Source organism: Nocardioides sp. Root240, from assembly GCF_001428825.1.
GTDB lineage: Bacteria > Actinomycetota > Actinomycetes > Propionibacteriales > Nocardioidaceae > Nocardioides.
The window spans coordinates 534265-555814 of record NZ_LMIT01000001.1; the positions used below are offsets into that span (position 1 = coordinate 534265).

A 21550-nucleotide genomic window follows, 5' to 3' on the forward strand; every position below is an offset into this window, starting at 1 on the left:
GGGTGGCGGCGGGGGCGGGGCCGGTGGGGCCGCGGCGACGCGGACGACGGTGTGCTCGGGAGCCGGGGCGAAGGCCTGCTCCGGGGCGGGCTCCGGGGCGGGCTCCGGGGCGACCGGCTCTGGTGCGGTCGGGGCGGCGCCCGTGAGCACGGGGCACCAGGTCAGGCCGCCGCTGAGCACGACGCCACGCTCGAGCGGGAGCCGCGGGCCGGCCGGCGTCGTACCGATGGGGAGGAGGTGGACCTCCTCGCCGGACCGGGGGTGGGCCACCGCCTCGGTCCACGTCGCGGCGTCGCGGCCGTCGACCGACAGCTCACCGACCCGGACGGCGAAGGCACCGCGGACCAGCACCCGGACCTCGGCACCGACCACGCGGGCCGCGGCGAAGTCGGGCAGCGCGCCGAGGTCGCCGCGGGAGAGCACCTCCACCACGGTCAGCGGCTCGAGGCCGCGTCCGGCGAGTGCGGACACCTCGGCCAGCCGGTCGGCCGACACGACGACCACACCCTCGTCGGTGACGAGGGTGGCGTGCTGACCGGGGACGTACGACGCGGTCACGACCGCTCCCCCGCGTTGGGCCGCGTGTGCTCGACCCGCTCGTCGGCCGTACCGGCGACGTCGACCACCACGACGGTGACGTTGTCGTGGCCGCCGGCGGCGACCGCGGCGTCGACGAGCGTGTTGACGGTGCGCTCGGCCGGGCCGTCCTCGGCGAGGATGTGCAGGATCGCGGTGTCGGAGATCTCGGTCGGCAGGCCGTCGGAGCACAGCAGCAGGCGGCTGCCGACCTCGGCCGGCACCAGCGCGAAGTCGGGTTCGGACAGGGTGTGGGCGCCGATCGCGCGGGTCACGACGTGCCGCTCGGGGTGGCCCAGCGCCTCGTCGCGGGTGAGCTCACCGGCGTCGATCAGCTCCTGGACGACCGAGTGGTCACGCGAGATCTGCTCGAGCACGCCGTTGGCGAGCAGGTAGGCACGGGAGTCGCCGATGTTGGCGACCAGCCAGTAGCCACGGCCGTCCTCGATCACGTGGGCCGCGGCGACCAGGGTCGAGCCGGGCGCCGAGCCGTCGGCACCGACCAGAGCGGCGACCTGCTGCTGGGCGGAGCGGACGGCGGCGTCGATGTCGGCGGGCTGCACCACGCCGAGCCCGGCCAGCGGCGCGAAGGCTTCGACGACGAGGCGGCTGGCGGCGTCACCGCGCTCGTAGCCGCCCATGCCGTCGGCCACGACGAACACCGGCGGGGCCACGAGCAGCGAGTCCTCGTTGACGGTGCGGACGCGTCCGGGATGGGTCGCGGCAGCGTGGACCAGCCGAGTCGCCCCGCCCGCAGGCGTCCACGTCTCGGCTCCCGTCGCGTTGACCCGCACCGCTACCCCCGAGAGAACCAGCGCCCCACCCCTCCCATCGCACGGTGGGGACGTCGGGTCGCAGCGTACCCCGACGACCTCCGCCTCCGGGCAGCAATGGCGCCACATGTGGCGACGTCACACCAACACCCGGGCCCCCGCGGTGGGTCATTACGCTGGCCCCATGAGCCAGAAGCCCGAGATCGACTTCGTCGACCCCACCCCGCCCACCGACCTCGTCATCACCGACCTCACCGTCGGCGACGGCGCCGAGGCCACCTCCGGCAGCACCCTGTCGGTCCACTACGTCGGCGTCGCACTGTCGACCGGCGAGGAGTTCGACGCGTCGTACAACCGCGGTGCCCCGCTGGACTTCCGCCTCGGCATCGGCCAGGTCATCCAGGGCTGGGACACCGGCGTGCAGGGCATGAAGGTCGGCGGCCGCCGCCAGCTCGTCATCCCGCCGCACCTGGGCTACGGCGACCGCGGCGCCGGTGGCGTCATCAAGGGCGGCGAGACCCTGATCTTCGTGGTGGACCTGCTCGAGGTCCGCTGACCCTCCCGCTCCGGCTGCGGTCGGCCAGATCTACCAAGGCAGGTTGTCCGGTACGTCGCCCTCGGCGACCCGGGCAGCCTGCCCTCGCAATTCCACGACGTCGCCGACGCGCAGCTGACGTCCGCGGCGGGTGTCGACCTCCCCGTTGACCTGCACCAGGCCGTCGGCGATGACCGGCTTGGCCTCGGCCCCCGACTCCACGAGGTTCGCCAGCTTGAGGAACTGACCGAGCCGGATCACCTCGTCCTTGATGGGGACGTCGACGGGCACCGGGCCCGTGGGCTCCTGGTCCTTGCGCTTGCGGCCGAACATGGCCATCAGTGAAGCACCACGGAGATCGCGTGGATCAGGACCCCCACGAGTCCGCCGACGATGGTGCCGTTGATCCGGATGAACTGCAGGTCGCGGCCGACGTGCAGCTCGATGCGCTGCGCCGCCTCCTTGCCGTCCCAGCGCTCGATCGTGTGGGTGATGACGGTGGTCAGCTCGCTGCCGTAGCGGTCGACCGCGAAGACGGCGGCGTCGGCGGCCATCCGGTCGAGCCGCTCGCGCAGCGGGGCGTCGGCGCGCAGCCGCGCCGAGCCGGCCTCGACCTCGACCAGCAGCCGGCGTCGTACGGCGCCGTCGGGATCGTCGAGCGACGACAGCAGCGCCTTGCGCAGGGCCTGCCAGAGGGTCACCGCCGTCGCGATCACGGCCGGGTGGTCGAGCACCCGCTCCTTGAGCCGCTCGGCACGGGCCTGGGTGTCCGGGTTGGCGAGCAGGTCGTCGGAGAGCCGCCCGAGCATGGAGTCGAGGGCACGGCGGGCGCGGTGGGAGGGGTTGGCGCGGATGTCGGCGACCCAGCGGACCATCTCGAGGTGGGCGCGGTTGATGACATAGGTGTTGACCGAGTCCGGCGCCCACCACGGCGCCCGCTCCCCCAGCACCTCGTGGACGGTGTCGGGGTTGGCCAGCAGCCACCCGTGCATCTCCTCGAGCATCAGGTCGACCAGTCCGTGGTGGAGATCGTCGTGCAGCGCCTCGGCGAGCAGCCCACCCAGCAGCGGCGCGATCGGCTCCTCGCGGAAGCGCGGCACCAGCGCCTCGGTCACCAGCGCCTCGACGTGCTCGTCGCGCACCTTGCCCAGCGCGACCGCGGCGATCTCCGAGCCCTCCGTGACCACCCGCTCGGCGTTCGCGGGGACGGCCAGCCAGTCACCCACCCGCTGGGCGATCTGCACCCCGAGCACCCGCTCGCGGATGATCTCCTCCTGCAGGAAGTTCTCGCCGACGAAGTCCTCGAGCCCCTTGCCGAGGTCATCCTTGCGCTTCGGGATGAGGGCGGTGTGCGGGATCGGCAGCCCGAGCGGGTGCTTGAAGAGCGCGGTGACGGCGAACCAGTCCGCGATCGCACCGACCATCGACGCCTCGGCCCCCGCGTTGACGAAGCCCCAGGCCCCGTCGAGGCCGAGCGTGGCGACGTAGACGACCGCGGCGAGGACCAGCAGGGAGACGGCCACGGTCCGCATCCGGCGCAGGGCCGAGCGTCGTACCTCGTCGGCGGACGGGTCGGTGGGGATGAGGGGGCCGGACACGCGTCCATCCTTGCCTACGACGGCGAGGGAAGCGCGAAGGGCGGCCCCGGTCTGTGGTCCGGGACCGCCCTTGCGTTTCGCGCGTCGCGGAACCCCCCAGTCACCGCAACCTCGCACCTCGATCAACGACGCGGGGACCGTGAGGTTCCGGTTCCGGGAGGATGAACGTGACGGAAAGTCACAGGAATCGGATCTGATACCGAGCAGGCGCTCCGGCCTCAGGCCGAGGCACCCCGACGGGCCGGTACGAGCGCCGCGAGGACGACCCCCAGGAAGGCAGCCGCGGCGCCGACGACGAAGCAGATCCGGAACGCGCCCTCGTCCGGGATGTCGTAGCCCCCGAGGCTGATCGTCGAGGAGGTGAGGATCGCGGCCATGACCGCCGCGGAGACGCTGGTGCCGATGGAGCGCATCAGTCCGTTGATGCCCACGCCCGAGCCGGCCTCGGCCAGCGGGACGGCCTCGAGGATCAGCGTCGGCATGGCGGCGTACCCGATCCCGATGCCGGCGGAGGTGATGCAGTTGGAGACCATCAGCTGCCAGGGAGCGTCGGTCAGGAAGATCGCGAAGACGTAGCCCAGGCCGAGCACCGTGGCGCCGATCATCAGCGTGCGACGGGCGCCGATGAGGCGGATCAGGCGCCCCGACACCGGCGAGAAGGCCATCATCACCAGGCCGCCGGGAGCCAGCCACAGGCCGGTCTCGAGCATGGTCTGGCCCAGGCCGTAGCCGGTCGCCCCGGGCGACTGCAGGAGCCGGGGTACGACGATCGCCTGGGCCATCATCCCGAAGCCGATCGCGATCGCGGCGACGTTCGTGAGCAGGACCGGGCGGCGTGCGGACACCCGCAGGTCGCAGAGCGGGTCGGCGACGCGGAGCTCGTAGCTGCCCCACGCCAGGAGCACGACGACGGCGGCGACGAGCAGCCCGATGGTGCGTCCGTGGGCCCAGCCCCACTCGTTGCCCTTGGACACGGCCACCAGCAGGGCGACCAGGCCGACAGCCAGGCCGACGGCACCGACCGCGTCGAAGCGGCCGGGCACCGCGTCGCGCACGTGCGGCACCAGCAGGACCACGGCGGCGGCGACCGCGGCGGCGAGCCCGGTCGAGACCCAGAACAGGGTGTGCCAGCTGAAGTCCTGCACGATCCACGCGGACAGCGGCAGGCCGATGGCACCACCGACGCCGAGGGTGGCGCTCATCGCGGCCATGCCGGTCGCGGCGTACTGCGGCGGCACGACCTCGCGCATCAGCGCGATGCCGACGGGGATGAAGCCCATCGCGAAGCCCTGCAGCATCCGGCCGGCGAGCATCGGGGCCAGGGTGTCGCTGAGCGCACAGACGAGCGAGCCGAGCGCGAGCAGGGCGGCGCTGATCATCAGCACCCGCTGCTTGCCGAACAGGTCGCCGAGGCGCCCGGAGATCGGCATCGCGACCGCGCCGGCCACGAGCGTGGCGGTGACGACCCACGAGGCGTTCGCCTCGCTGGTGTGCAGCAGCATGCCGAGCTCACCCTGGATCGGGATGACCATCGTCTGCGTGAGCGAGGCGGTCAGGCCGCCGAAGCACAGGACGACGACGGTCAGCAGGGGCGAGCCGATCCAGCCGCCGGCGGCGGGCGCGGACGGCGAGGCCGCGGGCGAAGTGGTTGTCACGGTCAACCAGTCAACGGTGTTGACCGACTCCCTGTCAACGCCGTCGACCACGTCCGGCCATGCCCTACGGTGGCGGTGTGACGAAGACCTCCTCGCCCGAGCGCCAGCTGCGCCCCGCCGGCCTGGCCACCCGGGCCGCGATCGAGGAGGCGGCGCGGCGGCTGTTCGCGGAGCGGGGCTTCGACGCGTCGGTTCGCTCGATAGCCGCCGAGGCGGGCGTCGACCCGGCGCTCGTGATCCGGCACTTCGGGTCCAAGGAGGCGCTCTTCCTGCGCTGCATCGACACCTCCGGCAGCATCGGCGCGGTCCTCGACGGGCCGATCGAGACCGTCGGGCGACGGCTCATCGCCTACTTCCTCGAGCCCGGCCGGCCGCTGACCCGCCAGCGCTACCTCGCGCTCGCCCAGGCCGCTCACCTCGACCAGGTGCGCGAGGAGATGAACCGGCACACCGCCGAGACCTACGTCGCCGCGCTCGCCCCGCGGCTCACCGGTGAGGACCGCGAGCTGCGGGTCGCCCTCGCCGTCGCCCAGCTCGGCGGGCTCCTGAACCTGCTGTTCCGCCAGGAGGACCCGATCGTCACGGCCGCCGACGCCGACGCCGTCGTCGCGCTGTACGGCGATGCGATCCAGCACCTGCTGACCCCCGAGCACGCCTGATGCGCGGCGCGCGCGGCTGGCACGCGCTCACCGCCGTCGTCGCGATCGTCGCGATCGGCCTCCAGCTCGTGCTCGTGATCCAGGGCGGCCGGGTGCTCGACGAGGTCGAGCCGCCCGCCCTCGGCCTGCGGCTGGCCCGCTTCATCGCCTACTTCACGATCCAGAGCAACCTCCTGGTCGCGGCCGCGACGGTGCTGCTCACCCTCTCCCCCGGGCGCGACGGGGCGGCCTTCCGCGCCCTCCGGCTGGCCGCGACCGTCGGGATCACCGTGACCGGACTGGTCCACTTCTTCCTGCTCCGGCCGTTGCTCGACCTCGACGGCGCCGACTGGGCCGCCGACAAGCTGCTGCACATGGTGGTGCCCGTGCTGGCGTTCGTCGGCTGGTTCGCGTTCGGACCGCGTCCGCGGATCGACGGCCGGGCGATCGCGGTCGCCTTCGCATGGCCGATCGCCTGGCTCGCGGTCACCCTCGCCGTCGCCGGCGCGACCCGGTGGGTGCCCTACCCGTTCCTGAACTTCCGCGAGGAGGGCTGGGCGCACGTCGGCGTGGTCTGCGTCGGGATCACCGTGCTGTTCGCAGCACTCATCGCCGGGTTCCGGTACGCCGACCGCCGGCTCGCGCCTCGGCCCTGACCTGCGGCGGAGCAGGAGGACGAGACAGCGTCCCGGGGTGTGACATCGCCGCGAGACGTCAGTCGCCGCGGGCCTCCAGCGCCGCGGTGAGGAGCGCCACGAGGGCCTCGGTCTGCAGGTCGATGGCGCCGCCCTCGACGTCCTCGCCCGCACCGTCGAGGGCACGGGCCGCGAGGCCGGCCTTCTTGTCGATGAGCTCGGCGATGCGGGTGTCGAGGGTCTGGGTCGCGATGACGCGCCACGCCGTGACGGGCTCGGCCTGGCCGATGCGGTGGACCCGGTCGATGGCCTGGGTCTGCTCGGCGTCGGTCCACGAGAGCTCGGCGAGCACCAGGTTGGACGCCACCTGCAGGTTGAGGCCGACGCCGGCAGCGGTCAGCGAGCAGACCGCGATCTGCACCTCGGGGTCGTTGACGAAGGCGTCGATGGCCTTCTGCCGTGCGGTCGAGGACTGGTCGCCACGGATGGAGGTGTACTTGATGCCCCGCTCCGCGAACGTCTTCTCGGCCACGTCCATCACGTCGATGTGCTTGGCGAAGAAGACGACCTTGCCGACGTTGCGGGCCAGCTGGGCGGTGTAGTCGGCCGCGAGACCGGCCTTCGCCTGGCCGATGCGGCGCATCATCATGAAGACGTTCTCGCCGGTCTTCGACGAGTTGTCCTCGCGCTCCCAGCCGGCGACCTGGCGGACCAGGTGGTGGTCGATGCCCTCGACCACGTGGCCGGCGCGACGCGTGGACAGCGCGGCGTCGTACCGCTCGACCATGCGGCGGGCGAGCTCCTGCTCGGCCTTGCGGATGGACCGGCCGGCCTCGCCCTCGAGCTCGACGGGCATGTCCGCGACGCGGCGGGCCGGGATGTCGGCGGCGACGTCGATCTTGCGGCGACGCACGATGCCCTCGTCGACGACGGCGCGGCGGGCGGCGGGGTAGAACGCCGGGTCGGCCGGGGTCAGCCCGGTCTCCTCGAGCGCCTCCATCAGGTCGCCCTGGGGCACGACGTCGTCGATCCAGCCGAGGAACTGCCAGATCGCCCGGAAGTCCTCGATGTCGTTGATCAGCGGCGTGCCGGTCAGCGCCATCATCAGCGGCCGCGCGACCCGCGAGCGGATCCGGTTGCTGATCTCCAGCACGTTCTGGGAGCGCTGGGAGGTCTTGTTCTTGATGTAGTGCGCCTCGTCGACGATCATCCCGCGGAAGCCGTGGTTGCCGAGCCAGCCGACGTGGCGGTCGAGGATCTCGTAGTTGACGATGAACACGTCGGCGAAGCCGTCGGCGTCGGCGCCGTCGCCATGGAGGACGGTCGCCTTGCGGTGCGGGGTCCAGATCTCGACCTCGCGCGCCCAGTTCGTCTTCACGACGTTCGGCACGACGGCCAGCAGCGGGAACGCGCCCGCGGCCTCGGCCGCCAGCAGGGCCTGGGCGGTCTTGCCGAGACCCGGCTCGTCGGCGAGAAGGTACGTGCGGTGCCCCAGCGCGGCCGAGCCGATCAGCTGGGCCTGGTGGTGCATCAGCTCGCGGCCGACCGGGCCGTGGAGGCCGGTCAGCGTGGTCAGCTGGTCGGCGTCCGGCAGCGGCATGCACGCCGGGGCGTCGGGTGCGGCGCGCTCGAACGAGCGGAACAGCGGCTCGAGCAGCTCCCAGCCGGCCAGGCGGCGCGGCCGGACCTTCGCCCGGGCGTGCTCGAAGTCGGGGGCGAGGAAGGGGTTCGCCAGCTGGCGCGCCTGCACCGACTGCGGGATCACCCGCTTCTCGAGCAGGGCCGCCGTCTCGGGATCGACGACGACCGGCTCCGGCTCGGGCTCGGGCGCGTCGACGCCGGCCTTGCGCAGCAGCTCGCGCCGCATCGCCTTGGCCGACTCCGACATCTCGGCGTTCTCGTCGAGCAGCGTGAAGAGGGTGCTGTCACGGGCGGCCGTCTGCGCGAGGATCGTCGCGATGCCGTCGAGGCGCTTGAGCTCCTCGCCGCGGCGGCTGTCGGAGAGGTCCGGGTCGTTCTTCACCCGGGTCCGCTCTTCGCGGGCCAGGAGCGCGACGACCTGGAACTTCGCCCGGACCTCCGGCATCGCCGAGCGACGGGCGACCGCCGCCTCGACCTCGCGCACGGCGCGTGCGAGCTGCGGGATGATGCCCTCTTCGTTGCGACGCGTCCGCGCCGCCTGCGGGTTGTTGCGCCGCTGCTGCGTCGCTCCCCGCTGGCCTCCTCGAGCCACAGGTGTCCTTCCCAGTGCGGATCGCTCCGCAAGGCTTCGCCGGCGGCTCGCGCTGCTGCGGGAGGGCACCGGACTGGTGAACATCACCGGGTGCCCGTCTGCGAGACGGCGTCCGGTGGTCCTCCCAGAGTAGCGCACCCCCCGCCGGCGAGGGATCAGGCGGCGTCCACCACCCGCCCGCTGTACGCCGCCAACCGGGTCAGCGCGTCGGCGTCGACCGGCGCCGCGACCTCCTCGGCGAAGGCCCGGCCGCGGGCGCCCGGGACGACGTTCGCGGCCAGCCCGGCGACATACTCGGCCAGGGCGTCGCTGACGGTGATGGTCGCGCCGACGGCCCGGGCGAGGTCCCAGGCGTGCAGCAGCAGCTCGATCGAGACGATGCCGGCGAGCACGGGCGCCGGCGCCTCGCCGAAGGGGCTGCGAGCCATGCCGTCGAGACCACGACGACGCCAGGCCTCGATCACCTCGGCGGCGAGGATCGAGACCGTGTCCTCGAGGTCGGCACCCGAGGGGCGGACCAGCTCGGCCTCGGCCATGGTGCCGAACGAGACGAGCGAGTCGAGCAGGTGGTCGACGAGCTGGTCGACGGTGAACTCCGCGCACGGCGTCGGCCGGTCGCCGTCGGCGTCGCCGACCTGGCGCAGCACCTGCTGCAGCACCGCGAGGCAGGCCTCGGCGGACACCAGCTCGTCGATCGGGTCGGGCGCGGCGGCCCACTCGTCGGGGCCGGCGTCTCCCTTCGCGGCAGCGAGCTCGAGGCGCCCGAGGAAGTGGTTCCAGCCCTCGGCGTGCGAGACCTCCTGCTCGGCGCTCAGGCCTTCGTGGACGAGGGTGACGGTCGAGCCGCCGTCAGCGGGCTCGACGGTGATGGTGACGGTACCGAGCGCCCCGTCGTCGCCCGGCATCTGGTCCCAGCCCCAGTCGAGCACGAGGCGACGGCCCGGCTCGACCTCGGCGACGGTTCCCGCGGCCACGTTGCCCGGGGTCACGGTCCAGCGCCAGTCACCGCCGGCACGCAGGTCGATCCGGGCGGTCACGGTCATCCAGCGGCGCAGCCGGTCGGGGCGGGTCACGAGGGCGAACGCCTCGTCGGGCGTGACCGGCAGGGCGACGGTCTTCGAGTAGGTCATGACGACTCCTGGGTGTCCTGGGTGTTCTGGGTGTTCTCGGGTGGGGTACGACGGGCGCGGAGCTCCTCGGCGTCGGCGACCAGCAGGTCGAGCTCCGCTGTCCAGAACCGGTCGATCTCGGCCTGGAGCCGGCGCAGCCCGTCGGGGACGACGCGGTAGATCCGTTGCCGTCCGGACTTCTCGGCCTCCACGAGCCCGGCCTCGGCGAGGACGAGCAGGTGCTGGCTGATCGCCGAGCGGGTCACCGGGAACTGCTCCGCGAGCTCGGTGACGCTGCGCGGACCGCTCGCCAGCAGCTGCAGCAGGCGGCGCCGGTTGGGCTCCGCCGCGGCACTGAGGGGATCGGTCACGTTCAAATACGTTAGTCACGACTAACGCATTTGGTCAAGGCCCTCCCGATTCACAGCGTCCTGCCAGTCCCGGCGCAGCCCTCCCCCAGCACCCCGCAGCACCGTCGAGTGCAGTCCCCCAAGGAGGCGGGACACGAGAGGAGACCCAGATGACGAAGTACCGCACCCGGGCCGCGGCCCTGCTGGCCGCAGGCGCCGTCGCCGGCGGCGTGAGCGCAGCGACCCTCTCCGCGCACGCCGCGGACGACACCAGCTCCGGCTCGTCGAGCACGGCCGCCGAGCGCGGGCCGGGCGGCCCCGGCGGACCGGGCGGCCACGGTCGCGGCATCGGCGTCGACACCACCGCCCTCGCCAAGGCCCTCGGCGTCACCGAGGACGAGCTGTCCGACGCGCTCGACGCGGTCCGCGACGCGACGAAGCCGGACGACGCCGACAGGCCCGCCGCGGGAGAGCAGCCGACGCCGCCCACCGACGAGGAGCGCGCCGAGCGCGAGGCCGCCTTCGTCACCGCCCTCGCCAAGGCGCTCGGCCTGTCCGAGGACAAGGTGTCCGACGCCCTCGACACCGTCCGCGCCGCCCGCGAGGCCGACCGCCGCCAGGAGCTGGGCGAGCGCCTCGACACCGCCGTGGAGGACGGCGACCTGACCGCCGCCGACAAGGCGTCGGTGCTCAAGGCGTTCGACGCAGGCGTGCTCGGGGGCCCGCGCCGGTAGCAGCGCGGGCCCCGTACGAGATGCTCGGCCGGGACGGCTCAGTCGCCCACCCCGAGGGCGTCCCGGCCGAGCGCGAGGAGGGTGTCCTCCGGGGTGAACGGGTGGAACTTCACGGCGCGGATGTCGCGGTAGCACCGCTCGATCACCGATCCCCTGAAGAACGCCGGCCCGCCTGCCACCTCCATCGCGAGGTCGCAGACCTCGAGGCCGGCACGTCCCACCTCCGCCTTGGCGGCCATCACCGCCAGCACGGTGGCGTACGACGGCGACGGGTCGTCCCCGACCAGCGCCAACGCGCCGTCGAGCGCCCAGGTCGCGACCTGGAGCCTCGAGCGCATCACGCCGACCTGGCGCTGCACGGTGGGGTCGGACGCACGCCGGGAGGCGGCGGCGACCGCGGCGTCGTACGCCGCCTCGGCGATGCCGAGGTAGGCGCCGGTCACGATCGGGAACGCGATGCTCGAGATGACCTGCAGCGGCGGGTCGAGCACACCCCAGGGGCGGTTCGCGAGGACCTTGTCGTCGGGCACGAAGACGTCGACGAGGTCGATGTCGTTGCTGGCGGTGCCGCGCATGCCGAGCGTGTTCCAGTTGTCGGCGACGGTGACGCCCTCGGCGCCCACGGGGATCGCCATGTTGAGCACGCGACGCCCCTGCTCGGGGTCGTCGAGGCAGAACATCGTCGACATCACCGCGCCCTGGCTGGACTGGCTGGCGAAGCGCTTGCGTCCGGTGACCCGGTAGCCGCCGTCGACGCGCACGGCCTCGCCGTGCGGGTGCGTGTAGTCGCCGCCGCCGGTGGAGACGAGCAGGATCTGCTCCTCCGCCACCCGGCGCAGCGTCGCCTCGGCACCGGGCAGTCCCCGGCGGTAGCGCCAGGCGGTGAAGGCCACGACGTGCTGGTGCATGGCGCTGGCGAGGGCGGTCGAGCCGCAGTGGTGGCCGAGCTCGCGCTGCAGCGCGGTGAGCTCGGCGACGGAGGCGCCGTCGCCGCCGAGCTCGACCGGTACGGCGGCACGGAGCAGGCCGGCGGCACGGAGCTCGTCGTACGCCTCGGACACGAAGCTGCCCTCGGCGTCGTGACGCGCCGCGTGCGCTGCGATGCGCGGGCCGATCTCGGCGGCGCGAGCGAGAGGTGCGGGGTGGGTGGTGATCGTCGTCATGGCTCCACTGTCGAACCGGAGCAGGCCCGCAACCAGTCCTGAAAAGTGACCCCACTGGTCCAGGTTCCGTACTTCCGGCCGAGGCCGGCGAGGAGGACGATGGGCAGATGCCCGACTACGGCAACTACTGCCCCGTCTCCATGGCCGCCGAGGTCGTCGCCGACCGCTGGACGCCGCTCATCATCCGGGAGCTGGTGCTCGGGAACACCCGCTTCAACGACATCGCCCGGGCGCTGCCCGGGATCTCGCGCTCGTTGCTGGTGCAGCGCCTGCGCCACCTCGAGAAACGGGGCGTGCTGGAGATGTGGCCCGCGCCGACCGGGCGCGGCAGCGAGTACCACCTCACACCCGCCGGGCGGGACCTCGAGCGGGTGATCGACAGCCTCGGGCGCTGGGCGATCGAGTGGCTCTTCGAGGAGCTGCGGCCCCACGACGTCGCGCCGACCACGTTGATGTGGTGGATGCACCGCCGCGTCGACCACGACCGACTGCCCCCCGGCCGCACGGTGATCGCCTTCCGGCACACCGCCCCCGACCCGGTGACGATCTGGCTGGTGATGGCGCCGAACGAGGTGTCGGTCTGCCTGCAGCACCCCGGCTTCGAGGTGGACGTCGAGGTGGCCGGGCCGACGCCGGTGCTCGCCGACGTGTTCCAGGGCTACAGCACGTGGAGCGAGGCGGTCGACGCCGGCCGGCTCGAGGTCGCCGGGCCGCCGCGGCTGGTCCGGGCGCTGCCCCGCTGGTTCCTGTGGAGCCCGTGGGCCGGCGTGACGCGTGAGCGGGCGGACCGGGTCCCCGCGAACTAGAACCTGTTCTAGAGTCGGCCGCGTGGGTACCTACGCAGTCACCGGATCCGCCTCCGGCATGGGCGCCGCTGTCGTCGAGCGGCTCGTCGCCGACGGCCACCGCGTCATCGGCGTCGACATCAAGGCGGCCGACGTCGTCGCCGACCTCTCCACGCCCGCCGGTCGTCGTAGGGCGGCCGGGGAGGTGCTGGCGCAGGCGGGCGGCGTCCTCGACGGCGCGGTGCTCGCCGCGGGACTCGGCCCGGCACCCGGTCGCGACCGGGCCCGGCTGATCACCGAGGTCAACGTCCTCGGCGTCGTCGAACTGCTCGAGGCCTGGCGTCCCGCGCTCGCCGCGGCCGACCGCGCCAAGGTGGTCGTCTTCGCCAGCAACTCCACGACCACGGTGCCGCTCGTGCCACGCCGCGCGGTCCGGGCGATGCTCGACGGCGACGTCGAGAAGGCGGTCGGCACGCTGCGCCTGCTCGGCAAGGCCGCCCCGACCTTCGCCTACGCCGCCAGCAAGATCGCCGTCAGCCACTGGGTACGACGCCAGGCCGTCACCCCCGCCTGGGCCGGCGCCGGCATCCGCCTCAACGCCCTGGCCCCCGGCGCGATCATGACGCCCCTGCTCGAGCAACAGCTCGCCACGCCGGCCGAGGCCCGTCGGATCAGGGCGTTCCCCGTGCCGGTCGGCGGGTTCGGCGACGCGGGTCAGCTCGCCGCCTGGGTGGTCTTCATGCTCTCCGACGCCGCGGACTTCCTGTGCGGCAGCGTGGTCTTCGTCGACGGCGGCTCCGACGCGTGGTTCCGCGCCACCGACTGGCCCCGCCCGGTCCCCGCCCGGCGAGTGGGCTCGTACGTCGCCCGCATGAAGGCGTTCCGGGCGCAACGCTGATCATCGGCTCCCCCACGAGATGCCCGTCATGGCACCACGAACCGTGCCTCGTGGCACCACGAACCGTGCCTCGTGGCACCACGAACCGTGCCTCGCGGCGCGACGACGACCACGAGCCACATCTCGTGGTGCCATCTCCCACGGTTCGTGGTGCCATCTCGCCCGGTTCGCGGTGCCATCTCCTACGGTTCGTGGAGCCATCTCGCCCAGCTCGTGGTGACGGGCGCAACGTGAAACGAGTTGCGCAACTAGTTGCATAGCCCCGCGATCTGGGGCACGCTGGGGCCATGGCCCTGGAGCACGCGATCCTCGTGTCGCTGAGCGAGCGCGCCGCGTCCGGCTCGGACCTGGTGCGGCGCTTCGACGCGTCCATCGGGTTCTTCTGGTCGGCGACGCACCAGCAGATCTACCGCGTGCTCGGCCGGATGGAGGCCGACGGATGGATCAGCGCCGAGGCGGTCCCCCAGGCCGACCGGCCCACGAAGAAGGTCTACGACGTCACCGACGCCGGCCGCGCCGAGCTGGCCCGCTGGATCGGCGAGCCGACGACACCCGACGCGATGCGCAGCAGCGTCAGCGTGAAGATGCGCGGGGCGTCGTACGGCGACCGGGCGGCGTTGCTCGACGACCTCCGGCGCCAGCTCGACGAGCACACCAAGCGGCACTCGCTCTACGAGTTCCTCGCCGCCCGCGACTTCCCCGACCCCGGCGCGTTGTCCGCCGCCGACCTCGACATCTACCTCGTGCTGCGCGGCGGCCTCCTGATGGAGGAGTTCTGGATCCGCTGGCTGACCGAGTACGTCGACGCCCACACCGCTGGAACCACCAAGGAGTCACGATGACCAGCTACCCCCTGCTCACCTCGAAGGCCGTCGTCGGCGGCCTGGAGCTCCAGTCCCGCGCGGTGATGGGCTCGATGCACACCGGCCTCGAGGACCGGCCGTGGCACATCGACGAGATGGCGGCGTACTTCGCCGAGCGCGCGGCGGGCGGCGTCGGCCTGATCGTCACCGGCGGCTACGCGCCCAACGTGCGCGGCTGGCTGCTGCCGTTCGGCTCGCAGATGACCACGCGGATGAACGCGCACCGCCACCAGCGGGTGACCGACGCCGTGCACGAGAACGGCGGCAAGATCGCGCTGCAGATCCTGCACGCGGGCCGCTACGGCTACACGCCGTTCAGCGTCTCGGCCAGCGCGACCAAGTCGCCGATCACGCCGTTCAAGGCGTCCGCGCTGTCGACCCGCGCCGTCGAGAAGACCGTCCAGGACTTCGTGGCGAGCGCCCGGCTCGCGCAGAAGGCCGGCTACGACGGCGTCGAGATCATGGGCTCCGAGGGCTACCTGATCAACCAGTTCCTCGCGGCGCGCACCAACCGTCGTACCGACAAGTGGGGCGGCTCCGCCGAGGCCCGGATGCGCTTCCCGGTCGAGGTCGTGCGCCGGATCCGCCAGGAGCTGCCGGACTTCTTCGTGATGTACCGGATGTCCCTGCTCGACCTGGTCCCCGACGGCCAGACCTGGGACGAGACCGTCGAGCTGGCCCACCGGATCGAGGCCGCCGGCGCCAGCGTCATCAACACCGGCATCGGCTGGCACGAGGCGCGCGTCCCCACGATCGTCACCAGCGTCCCGCGGGGCGCGTGGGTCGACAGCACGTTGCGCCTGAAGGGCGTCGTCGACATCCCGGTCTGCGCGAGCAACCGCATCAACACCCCCGACCTCGCCGAGGCGATCCTCGAGCAGGGCATCGACCTGGTCTCGATGGCCCGCCCGTTCCTCGCCGACTCCGAGCTCGTCAACAAGGCCCGCGACGGCCGCGCCGACGAGATCAACACCTGCATCGGCTGCAACCAGGCCTGCCTCGACCACACCTTCCAGGCCAAGCGGGCCTCCTGCCTGGTCAACCCGCGCGCCTGCCACGAGACCACGCTGGTCCTCGGCCCGACGCGCGCGGCCAAGCGCGTCGCGATCGTCGGCGGCGGCCCGGCCGGCCTCGCCACCGCCGTCAGCGCGGCCGAGCGCGGCCACGACGTGACCCTGTTCGAGGCGAACGACGAGATCGGCGGCCAGTTCCGCCTCGCGATGCAGATCCCCGGCAAGGAGGAGTTCGCCGAGACGCTGCGCTACTTCCGCCGCCGGATGGAGGTGCTGGGCGTCAACGTCAAGCTCGCCACCAGGGCCACCCCCGAGCTCCTCTCCGGGTACGACGAGGTCGTCGTCGCGACCGGCGTCGCCCCCCGTACCCCGTCCATCCCGGGCATCGACCACGCCAAGGTGGTGTCCTACCCCGACGCCATCACCGGCCGGGTCGCGATCGGCGGCAAGGTCGCGGTGATGGGCGCCGGCGGCATCGGCTTCGACGTCACCGAACTACTCGCCCACACCCCGGAGACCGTCGAGGAGTGGAAGGCGCACTGGGGCGTCGCCGACCCGGCCGTGGTCCGCGGCGGCGTCACCGACAAGGCTCCCCGCACGCCGGCCCGCGAGGTCTGGCTGCTCCAGCGCAAGGAGTCCACGCAGGGCAAGGGCCTCGGCAAGACCTCCGGGTGGGTGCACCGCGCCGCCGTCAAGGACCTCGGCGTCCACCAGCTCAGCGGCGTCTCCTACGACCGGGTCGACGACGCGGGCCTCCACATCACCGTCGACGGCAGTCCGAAGGTCCTCGACGTCGACCACGTCGTCGTCTGCGCCGGACAGGAGTCGGTCCGCGGCCTGTACGACGAGCTGCTCGCCTCCGCCTTCACCGGCCGGGTCCACCTGATCGGGGGCGCCGACGTCGCGGCCGAGCTCGACGCCAAGCGCGCGATCAAGCAGGGCACCGAGCTGGCGGCCGCACTGTGAACGCCGTGGCGAGCGGGTTCCGCGCCGCCGTCGAGACCCGCGACGTCGTCGCGATGAAGGCCTGCCTGGCGCCGGACGTGGTCTTCCGCAGCCCGGTCGCGCACAAGCCCTACCCGGGCAAGGCGATCACCGGCGCAATCCTGGCCAACGTGGTCGAGGTGTTCGAGGACTTCCGCTACGTGCGAGAGCTCGGCGACGCCGAGGGCCACGCACTGGTCTTCGAGGCGAAGGTCGACGGTCTGGAGATCACCGGCTGCGACTTCCTGGTCCTCGACGAGGACGGCCTGATCACCGACTTCATGGTGATGGTGCGCCCGCTCAGGGCCGCGCAGGCCCTCGCCGAGGCGATGGGCGCCCGCTTCGACGCGATCGTCGAGCAGGCCTCACTCGCCTGAGCCTGGACGACGAAACTCACGCTTGGACGACGAAGCTTCGTCGTCCAAGCGTGAGTTTTCTCGTCCAAGTGCGGGAGTTTCACCGGCCGGCCGGTGAAACTCCCACCCAGCCGCGGAGCTGCCGTCGACCACCATGCCCGTGCCCTCCGCCGATACCGATCACCGTGACCGGAGGTTCGTCGCACGGGTCGTCGATGACCCCACGGTGTCCGTCCCGCACCGTAGGGTGACGTGCACCCGTGGGCAACCCTGCCCGTCGGGCACCGGCAGGGCTGAGAGGCGAGCATGGGGATCGAGTTCCGGGGCGTCAGCAAGACCTACCCCGACGGCACCGTCGCCGTCGCCGACTTCTCCTGCCAGGTGCCGAGCCACCGGACCCTCGCCCTCGTCGGCACGTCCGGCTCCGGCAAGACCACGCTGATGCGGATGGTCAACCGGATGATCGACCCGACCACCGGTGAGGTGCTGATCGACGGCAAGGACGTGCGCGGCCTCGACAAGGTCGCCCTGCGTCGCTCGATCGGCTACGTCCCGCAGGCCGGCGGCCTGCTCCCCCACCGGCGCGTGCTCGACAACGTCGCGACCGTCCCCGTCCTCACCGGTACGCCGAAGGCCGAGGCCCGCACGCAGGCCGTCGCGCTGCTGGAGAAGGTCGGCCTCGACCCCGCGCTCGGCAAGCGCTTCCCCGGCCAGCTCTCCGGCGGCCAGCAGCAGCGCGTGGCGGTGGCGCGTGCCCTCGCGGCCGATCCCAACATCCTGCTGATGGACGAGCCCTTCGGCGCCGTCGACCCGATCGTGCGCCGCGACCTGCAGGACCAGCTGCTCGCGCTGCAGGCCGAGCTCGGCAAGACGATCGTGCTGGTGACCCACGACATCGACGAGGCGTTCAAGCTCGGGGACCAGGTCGTGGTGCTCCGGACCGGCGGCGTGATCGCCCAGGAGGGCACGCCGCAGCAGATCATGGCGGCTCCGGCCGACGACTTCGTGCGTGACTTCGTCGGCGCGGGCCGCGCCGAGCGCAGCCTGCGCACCGTCGACCTCGACGGCCGCCGTGTGGTCGTCGACGGTGACGACCGTCCCGTGGGGGTCCTCGAGAAGTGAGCACCCCGTGACGTGGCTCCGGCTGAACCGCGAGCAGGTCGTCGACCTGCTGTGGCAGCACCTCTCCCTCGCCATCCCCGCGGTGCTGATCAGCATCGTGGTGGCGATCGCGCTCGGACGCGTCGCGTGGCGGTGGCCGCGCGTCGGCGCCGTCGTCCTCGGCGCCGCCAGCCTGCTCTACTCCGTGCCCGCGCTGCCGCTGCTCATCGTGATCCCCGTGCTGCTGTCGATCCCGCTGCGCAGCGAGACCAACCTCGTCGTCGCACTCGCGGTCTACGGCACCGCCCTCCTCGCCGGGACGGCGGCCGATGCCTTCCGCTCCGTCGACTCCCGGGTGCGCGAGGCGGCCGAGGCCATGGGCTACTCCCCCACCGGCATCTTCTGGCGCGTCGACCTGCCGCTGTCGCTCCCCGTCCTGGTCTCCGGCATCCGCGTCGTCTCCGTCAGCACCGTCAGCCTGGTCACCATCGGCGCGCTGGTCGGCATCTCCAGCCTCGGCAGCCTGATGACCGACGGCTTCCAGCGCGGCATCCGCGAGGAGGTCCTCACCGGCGTCGTCCTGACGATGGTCCTGGCGATCGTGCTCGACCTCGTCGTGGTCGCGGCCGGCGCCGCGCTGACGCCCTGGCAACGACGCACGAAGGCGGGGGCCGGCGCATGAACCTCTTCGGGGACGCCCTGTCCTGGATCTTCGACGGCTCCCACTGGGGCGGGCCGTCGGGCATCGACACCCGCATCCTGCAGCACCTGTGGGTCACCTTCGCCGCCGTCGGCATCGCCGCCGTGCTGGCGATCCCCATCGGCATCCTGATCGGCCACACCGGTCGCGGCCGGCTCGTCGTGGTGGCGCTCGCCGGCGCGGTGCGCGCGGTCCCCACGCTCGGGCTGCTGACCCTGCTCGGCCTGTGGCTCGGCATCGGCGTCGAGGCGCCACTGCTCGCCCTCGTCGCGCTCGGCTTCCCCTCCCTGCTCGCCGGGGCCTACGCCGGCATCGAGTCCGCCGACGCAGGGGCCGTCGACGCAGCGCGCGCCATCGGGCTGAGCGAGTGGCAGATCGTCACCCGGGTCGAGATCCCGCTCGGAGCCGACGTCCTGATCGGCGGCCTCCGCGCCGCGACGCTGCAGGTCGTCGCGACGGCCACGCTGGCGGCCTACATCTCCGACACCGGCCTGGGCCGCTACCTCTTCGCCGGCCTCAAGAGCCGCGACTACCCGCAGATGCTGGCCGGCGCGCTCCTCGTCGCCGCGCTCGCGCTGCTCCTCGATCTCGCGCTGGGCGCCGTCCAGCGCGCGTCCCGTGGGCACACTCGTGCCCACGGCTCCCAGACCCGCGACCCCGCCGGGGCCGCACCGTCGAAAGGTTGACCCATGACCTCCCTGAAGTGGACCAGCCGGCTGGGCCTCGTGCTCGCCACCACCAGCGTGCTCGCGCTGAGCGCCTGCGGCGGCTCCGACGACGACCCGCTCGCCTCCGACGGTGGTGACGGCGGCACCGTCGTGATCGGCTCGCAGGACTACTACTCCAACGAGATCATCGCCGAGATCTACGCCCAGGCCCTCGAGGCCGACGACGTGAAGGTCGAGCGGGAGTTCCGAATCGGCCAGCGCGAGGTCTACCTCCCGGAGATCAAGAACGGCTCGATCGACCTGTTCCCGGAGTACACCGGCCCGCTGCTGATCGCCCTCGACCCGAAGGCGACCGCGACCAAGCCCGACGAGGTCCTCACCGGGCTCGAGGCCGCCCTGCCCTCCGGCCTGCGCGCGCTGACCCCGGCGCCGGCGACCGACCAGGACTCCTACGTCGTCACCAAGGAGTACGCCGACAAGTGGGGCCTGACCACCATCGACGACCTCGCCAAGGTCACCGACCCGATCGTCTTCGGGGCGAACTCCGAGGCCGAGTCGCGGCCCAACGGCCCGAAGGGCCTGAAGAAGACCTACGGCGTCGACGTCACCTTCACCCCCATCGAGGACAGCGGCGGCCCGCTGACGGTGAAGGCGCTCAAGGACGGCGACATCCAGATCGGCATCATCTACACCGCCGACCCGTCGATCGCGAAGAACGACCTGGTGACCCTCGAGGACACCAAGGGCCTGTTCCTGGCCTCGGCCGTCGTGCCGATCGCCAGCGACGACGTCAGCGACGAGGCCGAGAAGACCATCGACGAGGTGAGCGCCGCGCTGACCTCGGACGACCTGATCGCCCTCAACGCCCGCAGCGTCGACGACAAGCTGCCCGCGGCGACGATCGCCAAGGACTGGCTCGACGAGAAGGGCCTGATTTGAGCCTGAGCCTGCTCGGCACCACCGGCTCCACGGGAGCGCTCGGGCGACTGGTCGCCCGGGCGCTCTCGGAGCACGGCCTCGAGCAGCGCCTGCTGGTCCGTGACCCCGCGCGGGCGCCCGAGCTGGCCGGCGCGAGCGTCGCCCGCACGTCGTACGCCGACGCGGAGCTGGCGCGCGCCTCGCTCGAGGGCGTGACCACGCTCTTCATGGTCTCCGGCGCCGAGGCGGCCGACCGGCTCGACCAGCACCGCACCTTCATCGACGCCGCCGCCGCGGCCGGCGTGCAGCACGTCGTCTACACCTCCTTCCTCGGAGCGGCCGAGGACTGCACCTTCACCCTCGGCCGCGACCACTGGGCGACCGAGGAGCACCTGCGCGCGAGCGGGATGGCCTCCACCTTCCTGCGCGACGCCTTCTACCTCGACTTCCTGCCCGACCTCGTCGGTGAGGACGGCGTGATCCGCGGACCCGCCGGCGAGGGCCGGGTCGCCGCGGTGACCCGGGCCGACATCGCGCGCAGTGCGGTCGCGGTGCTCACCGACCCGGCGCCGTACGCCGGCACGACCTGGGACCTGACCGGTCCCGAGGCGCTCACCTTCACCGAGGTCGCGGCGCTGCTGAGCGCCCACACCGGCCGTCCGGTCACCTTCCACGACGAGACCGTCGAGGAGGCCTACGCCTCCCGGTTGCGGTGGCCCGCACCGCAGTGGCAGTACGACGCCTGGGTCTCCACCTACACTGCGATCGCGCACGGCGAGATGGCGGGCGTGACCGACCACGTGCTGCGGCTCACCGGCCGCGCGCCGACCGGCCTGGCGTCGTACCTCAGCAAGCAGGAGAAACCATGACCGCTGTCGCCCTCGTGTTCGCCGGACTCGCGGCTGCGCTGCACGTCTACATCTGGGTGATGGAGTCCCTCACCTGGACCAGCCCGAGGACGCGGGCGACCTTCGGCATCACCGCCGAGCAGGCCGAGGCGACCAAGGAGATGGCCTACAACCAGGGCTTCTACAACCTGTTCCTCGCGATCGTGACCTTCGCCGGCGTCGGCGCCCACCTCGCCGACGAGGAGACGGTCGGCACCACGCTGGTCCTCACCGGTGCCGGCTCGATGGTCGCGGCCGGCCTGGTGCTGCTGCTGTCCTCGCCCGACAAGGCGCGGGCCGCGATCACGCAGCTCGCGTTCCCCGCCGTCGCCGTGGTGCTGCTGGTGATCGACCGGCTCTGAGCCAGCTGGGCCCGGG

23 protein-coding genes are annotated in these 21550 nt (G+C 72.6%); 15 read left to right on the forward strand and 8 right to left on the reverse strand.

The features are described 5' to 3' along the window. Nucleotides 1-554: 554 nt before the first annotated feature. Nucleotides 555-1370: a PP2C family protein-serine/threonine phosphatase gene (locus ASE20_RS02485; protein WP_162260980.1), complete on the reverse strand. Its 816-nt coding sequence runs from the start codon at nucleotides 1368-1370 to the stop codon at nucleotides 555-557. Between the two features lie 163 nt (nucleotides 1371-1533). Here ASE20_RS02485 and ASE20_RS02490 point away from each other — a divergent pair, with 163 nt between their 5' ends. Then, nucleotides 1534-1905 (forward strand): FKBP-type peptidyl-prolyl cis-trans isomerase, encoded by a 372-nt coding sequence (locus ASE20_RS02490; RefSeq protein WP_056892922.1) that lies wholly within the window; start codon nucleotides 1534-1536, stop codon nucleotides 1903-1905. A 30-nt stretch (nucleotides 1906-1935) separates the two neighbouring features. Here the strand turns inward: ASE20_RS02490 and ASE20_RS02495 are convergent, their stop codons facing one another. The 3 genes from ASE20_RS02495 to ASE20_RS02505 form a co-directional block, all read right to left on the reverse strand. Beyond that, nucleotides 1936-2217 carry an RNA-binding S4 domain-containing protein gene (locus ASE20_RS02495; protein WP_056893090.1) on the reverse strand — a complete coding sequence of 94 codons (282 nt, stop codon included), beginning with the start codon at nucleotides 2215-2217 and terminating at the stop codon, nucleotides 1936-1938. Nucleotides 2218-2222: 5 nt separating this feature from the next. Beyond that, entirely contained in the window at nucleotides 2223-3482 is a 1260-nt protein-coding gene (locus ASE20_RS02500) for a DUF445 domain-containing protein (protein WP_056892923.1), read from the reverse strand. Between the two features lie 218 nt (nucleotides 3483-3700). Further along, entirely contained in the window at nucleotides 3701-5137 is a 1437-nt protein-coding gene (locus ASE20_RS02505; protein ID WP_225869011.1) for an MFS transporter, read from the reverse strand. A gap of 77 nt (nucleotides 5138-5214) precedes the next feature. On the opposite strand from ASE20_RS02505, the gene ASE20_RS02510 reads away from it, so the two are divergent. Both ASE20_RS02510 and ASE20_RS02515 read left to right on the forward strand, forming a co-directional pair. Continuing rightward, a complete protein-coding gene (locus ASE20_RS02510; protein ID WP_162260981.1) occupies nucleotides 5215-5796 on the forward strand; it encodes a TetR/AcrR family transcriptional regulator in 582 nt (193 codons plus the stop codon). Then, complete coding sequence (locus tag ASE20_RS02515; RefSeq protein WP_056892925.1) at nucleotides 5796-6431, forward strand: Pr6Pr family membrane protein; 636 nt, start codon at nucleotides 5796-5798, stop codon at nucleotides 6429-6431. Before ASE20_RS02510 ends, ASE20_RS02515 begins: the two co-directional genes overlap by 1 nt. Before the next feature lie 58 nt (nucleotides 6432-6489). On the opposite strand, the gene ASE20_RS02520 is transcribed toward ASE20_RS02515, so the two are convergent. The 3 genes from ASE20_RS02520 to ASE20_RS02530 all read right to left on the reverse strand — a co-directional run bounded on the left by ASE20_RS02520 (nucleotide 6490) and on the right by ASE20_RS02530 (nucleotide 10123). Next, nucleotides 6490-8643, reverse strand: coding sequence for a DEAD/DEAH box helicase (locus ASE20_RS02520; protein WP_056892926.1), 2154 nt, complete (start codon nucleotides 8641-8643; stop codon nucleotides 6490-6492). Nucleotides 8644-8798: 155 nt separating this feature from the next. After that, a complete protein-coding gene (locus ASE20_RS02525; protein ID WP_056892927.1) occupies nucleotides 8799-9773 on the reverse strand; it encodes a TIGR03086 family metal-binding protein in 975 nt (324 codons plus the stop codon). After that, nucleotides 9770-10123, reverse strand: a complete 354-nt coding sequence (locus tag ASE20_RS02530) for an ArsR/SmtB family transcription factor (RefSeq protein ID WP_157538381.1) — start codon at nucleotides 10121-10123, stop codon at nucleotides 9770-9772. The genes ASE20_RS02525 and ASE20_RS02530 overlap by 4 nt, the downstream gene beginning before the upstream one ends. A gap of 149 nt (nucleotides 10124-10272) precedes the next feature. Here ASE20_RS02530 and ASE20_RS02535 point away from each other — a divergent pair, with 149 nt between their 5' ends. Then, nucleotides 10273-10836, forward strand: a complete 564-nt coding sequence (locus ASE20_RS02535; RefSeq protein WP_056892929.1) for a hypothetical protein — start codon at nucleotides 10273-10275, stop codon at nucleotides 10834-10836. 38 nt (nucleotides 10837-10874) lie between these two features. On the opposite strand, the gene ASE20_RS02540 is transcribed toward ASE20_RS02535, so the two are convergent. Next, nucleotides 10875-11999 (reverse strand): acyl-CoA dehydrogenase family protein, encoded by a 1125-nt coding sequence (locus ASE20_RS02540; RefSeq protein WP_056892930.1) that lies wholly within the window; start codon nucleotides 11997-11999, stop codon nucleotides 10875-10877. Between the two features lie 107 nt (nucleotides 12000-12106). On the opposite strand from ASE20_RS02540, the gene ASE20_RS02545 reads away from it, so the two are divergent. The 11 genes from ASE20_RS02545 (at nucleotide 12107) to ASE20_RS02595 (ending at nucleotide 21534) form a co-directional block, all read left to right on the forward strand. Next, on the forward strand, nucleotides 12107-12805 hold the full coding sequence (locus tag ASE20_RS02545; RefSeq protein WP_056892931.1) for a winged helix-turn-helix transcriptional regulator: 699 nt from the start codon (nucleotides 12107-12109) through the stop codon (nucleotides 12803-12805). A gap of 22 nt (nucleotides 12806-12827) precedes the next feature. After that, nucleotides 12828-13682: an SDR family oxidoreductase gene (locus ASE20_RS02550; RefSeq protein ID WP_056892932.1), complete on the forward strand. Its 855-nt coding sequence runs from the start codon at nucleotides 12828-12830 to the stop codon at nucleotides 13680-13682. 287 nt (nucleotides 13683-13969) lie between these two features. Continuing rightward, nucleotides 13970-14524: a PadR family transcriptional regulator gene (locus tag ASE20_RS02555; RefSeq protein ID WP_056892933.1), complete on the forward strand. Its 555-nt coding sequence runs from the start codon at nucleotides 13970-13972 to the stop codon at nucleotides 14522-14524. Then, the gene (locus ASE20_RS02560) at nucleotides 14521-16524 is read left to right on the forward strand and encodes an NADPH-dependent 2,4-dienoyl-CoA reductase (RefSeq protein ID WP_056892934.1); all 2004 of its coding nucleotides are present in this window, start codon (nucleotides 14521-14523) and stop codon (nucleotides 16522-16524) included. Before ASE20_RS02555 ends, ASE20_RS02560 begins: the two co-directional genes overlap by 4 nt. A gap of 5 nt (nucleotides 16525-16529) precedes the next feature. Beyond that, on the forward strand, nucleotides 16530-16919 hold the full coding sequence (locus tag ASE20_RS02565) for a nuclear transport factor 2 family protein (protein WP_225869012.1): 390 nt from the start codon (nucleotides 16530-16532) through the stop codon (nucleotides 16917-16919). A gap of 285 nt (nucleotides 16920-17204) precedes the next feature. Further along, nucleotides 17205-18020, forward strand: a complete 816-nt coding sequence (locus ASE20_RS02570; RefSeq protein ID WP_056892935.1) for an ABC transporter ATP-binding protein — start codon at nucleotides 17205-17207, stop codon at nucleotides 18018-18020. 7 nt (nucleotides 18021-18027) lie between these two features. Then, the gene (locus tag ASE20_RS02575) at nucleotides 18028-18681 is read left to right on the forward strand and encodes an ABC transporter permease (RefSeq protein WP_056892936.1); all 654 of its coding nucleotides are present in this window, start codon (nucleotides 18028-18030) and stop codon (nucleotides 18679-18681) included. After that, nucleotides 18678-19385: an ABC transporter permease gene (locus ASE20_RS02580; RefSeq protein WP_056892937.1), complete on the forward strand. Its 708-nt coding sequence runs from the start codon at nucleotides 18678-18680 to the stop codon at nucleotides 19383-19385. Before ASE20_RS02575 ends, ASE20_RS02580 begins: the two co-directional genes overlap by 4 nt. A 3-nt stretch (nucleotides 19386-19388) precedes the next feature. Then, nucleotides 19389-20306, forward strand: a complete 918-nt coding sequence (locus ASE20_RS02585; protein ID WP_056892938.1) for an ABC transporter substrate-binding protein — start codon at nucleotides 19389-19391, stop codon at nucleotides 20304-20306. After that, nucleotides 20303-21154 (forward strand): SDR family oxidoreductase, encoded by an 852-nt coding sequence (locus tag ASE20_RS02590; protein ID WP_200952682.1) that lies wholly within the window; start codon nucleotides 20303-20305, stop codon nucleotides 21152-21154. The genes ASE20_RS02585 and ASE20_RS02590 overlap by 4 nt, the downstream gene beginning before the upstream one ends. Then, nucleotides 21151-21534: a DUF1304 domain-containing protein gene (locus tag ASE20_RS02595; RefSeq protein ID WP_056892939.1), complete on the forward strand. Its 384-nt coding sequence runs from the start codon at nucleotides 21151-21153 to the stop codon at nucleotides 21532-21534. Before ASE20_RS02590 ends, ASE20_RS02595 begins: the two co-directional genes overlap by 4 nt. Nucleotides 21535-21550 lie beyond the last annotated feature (16 nt).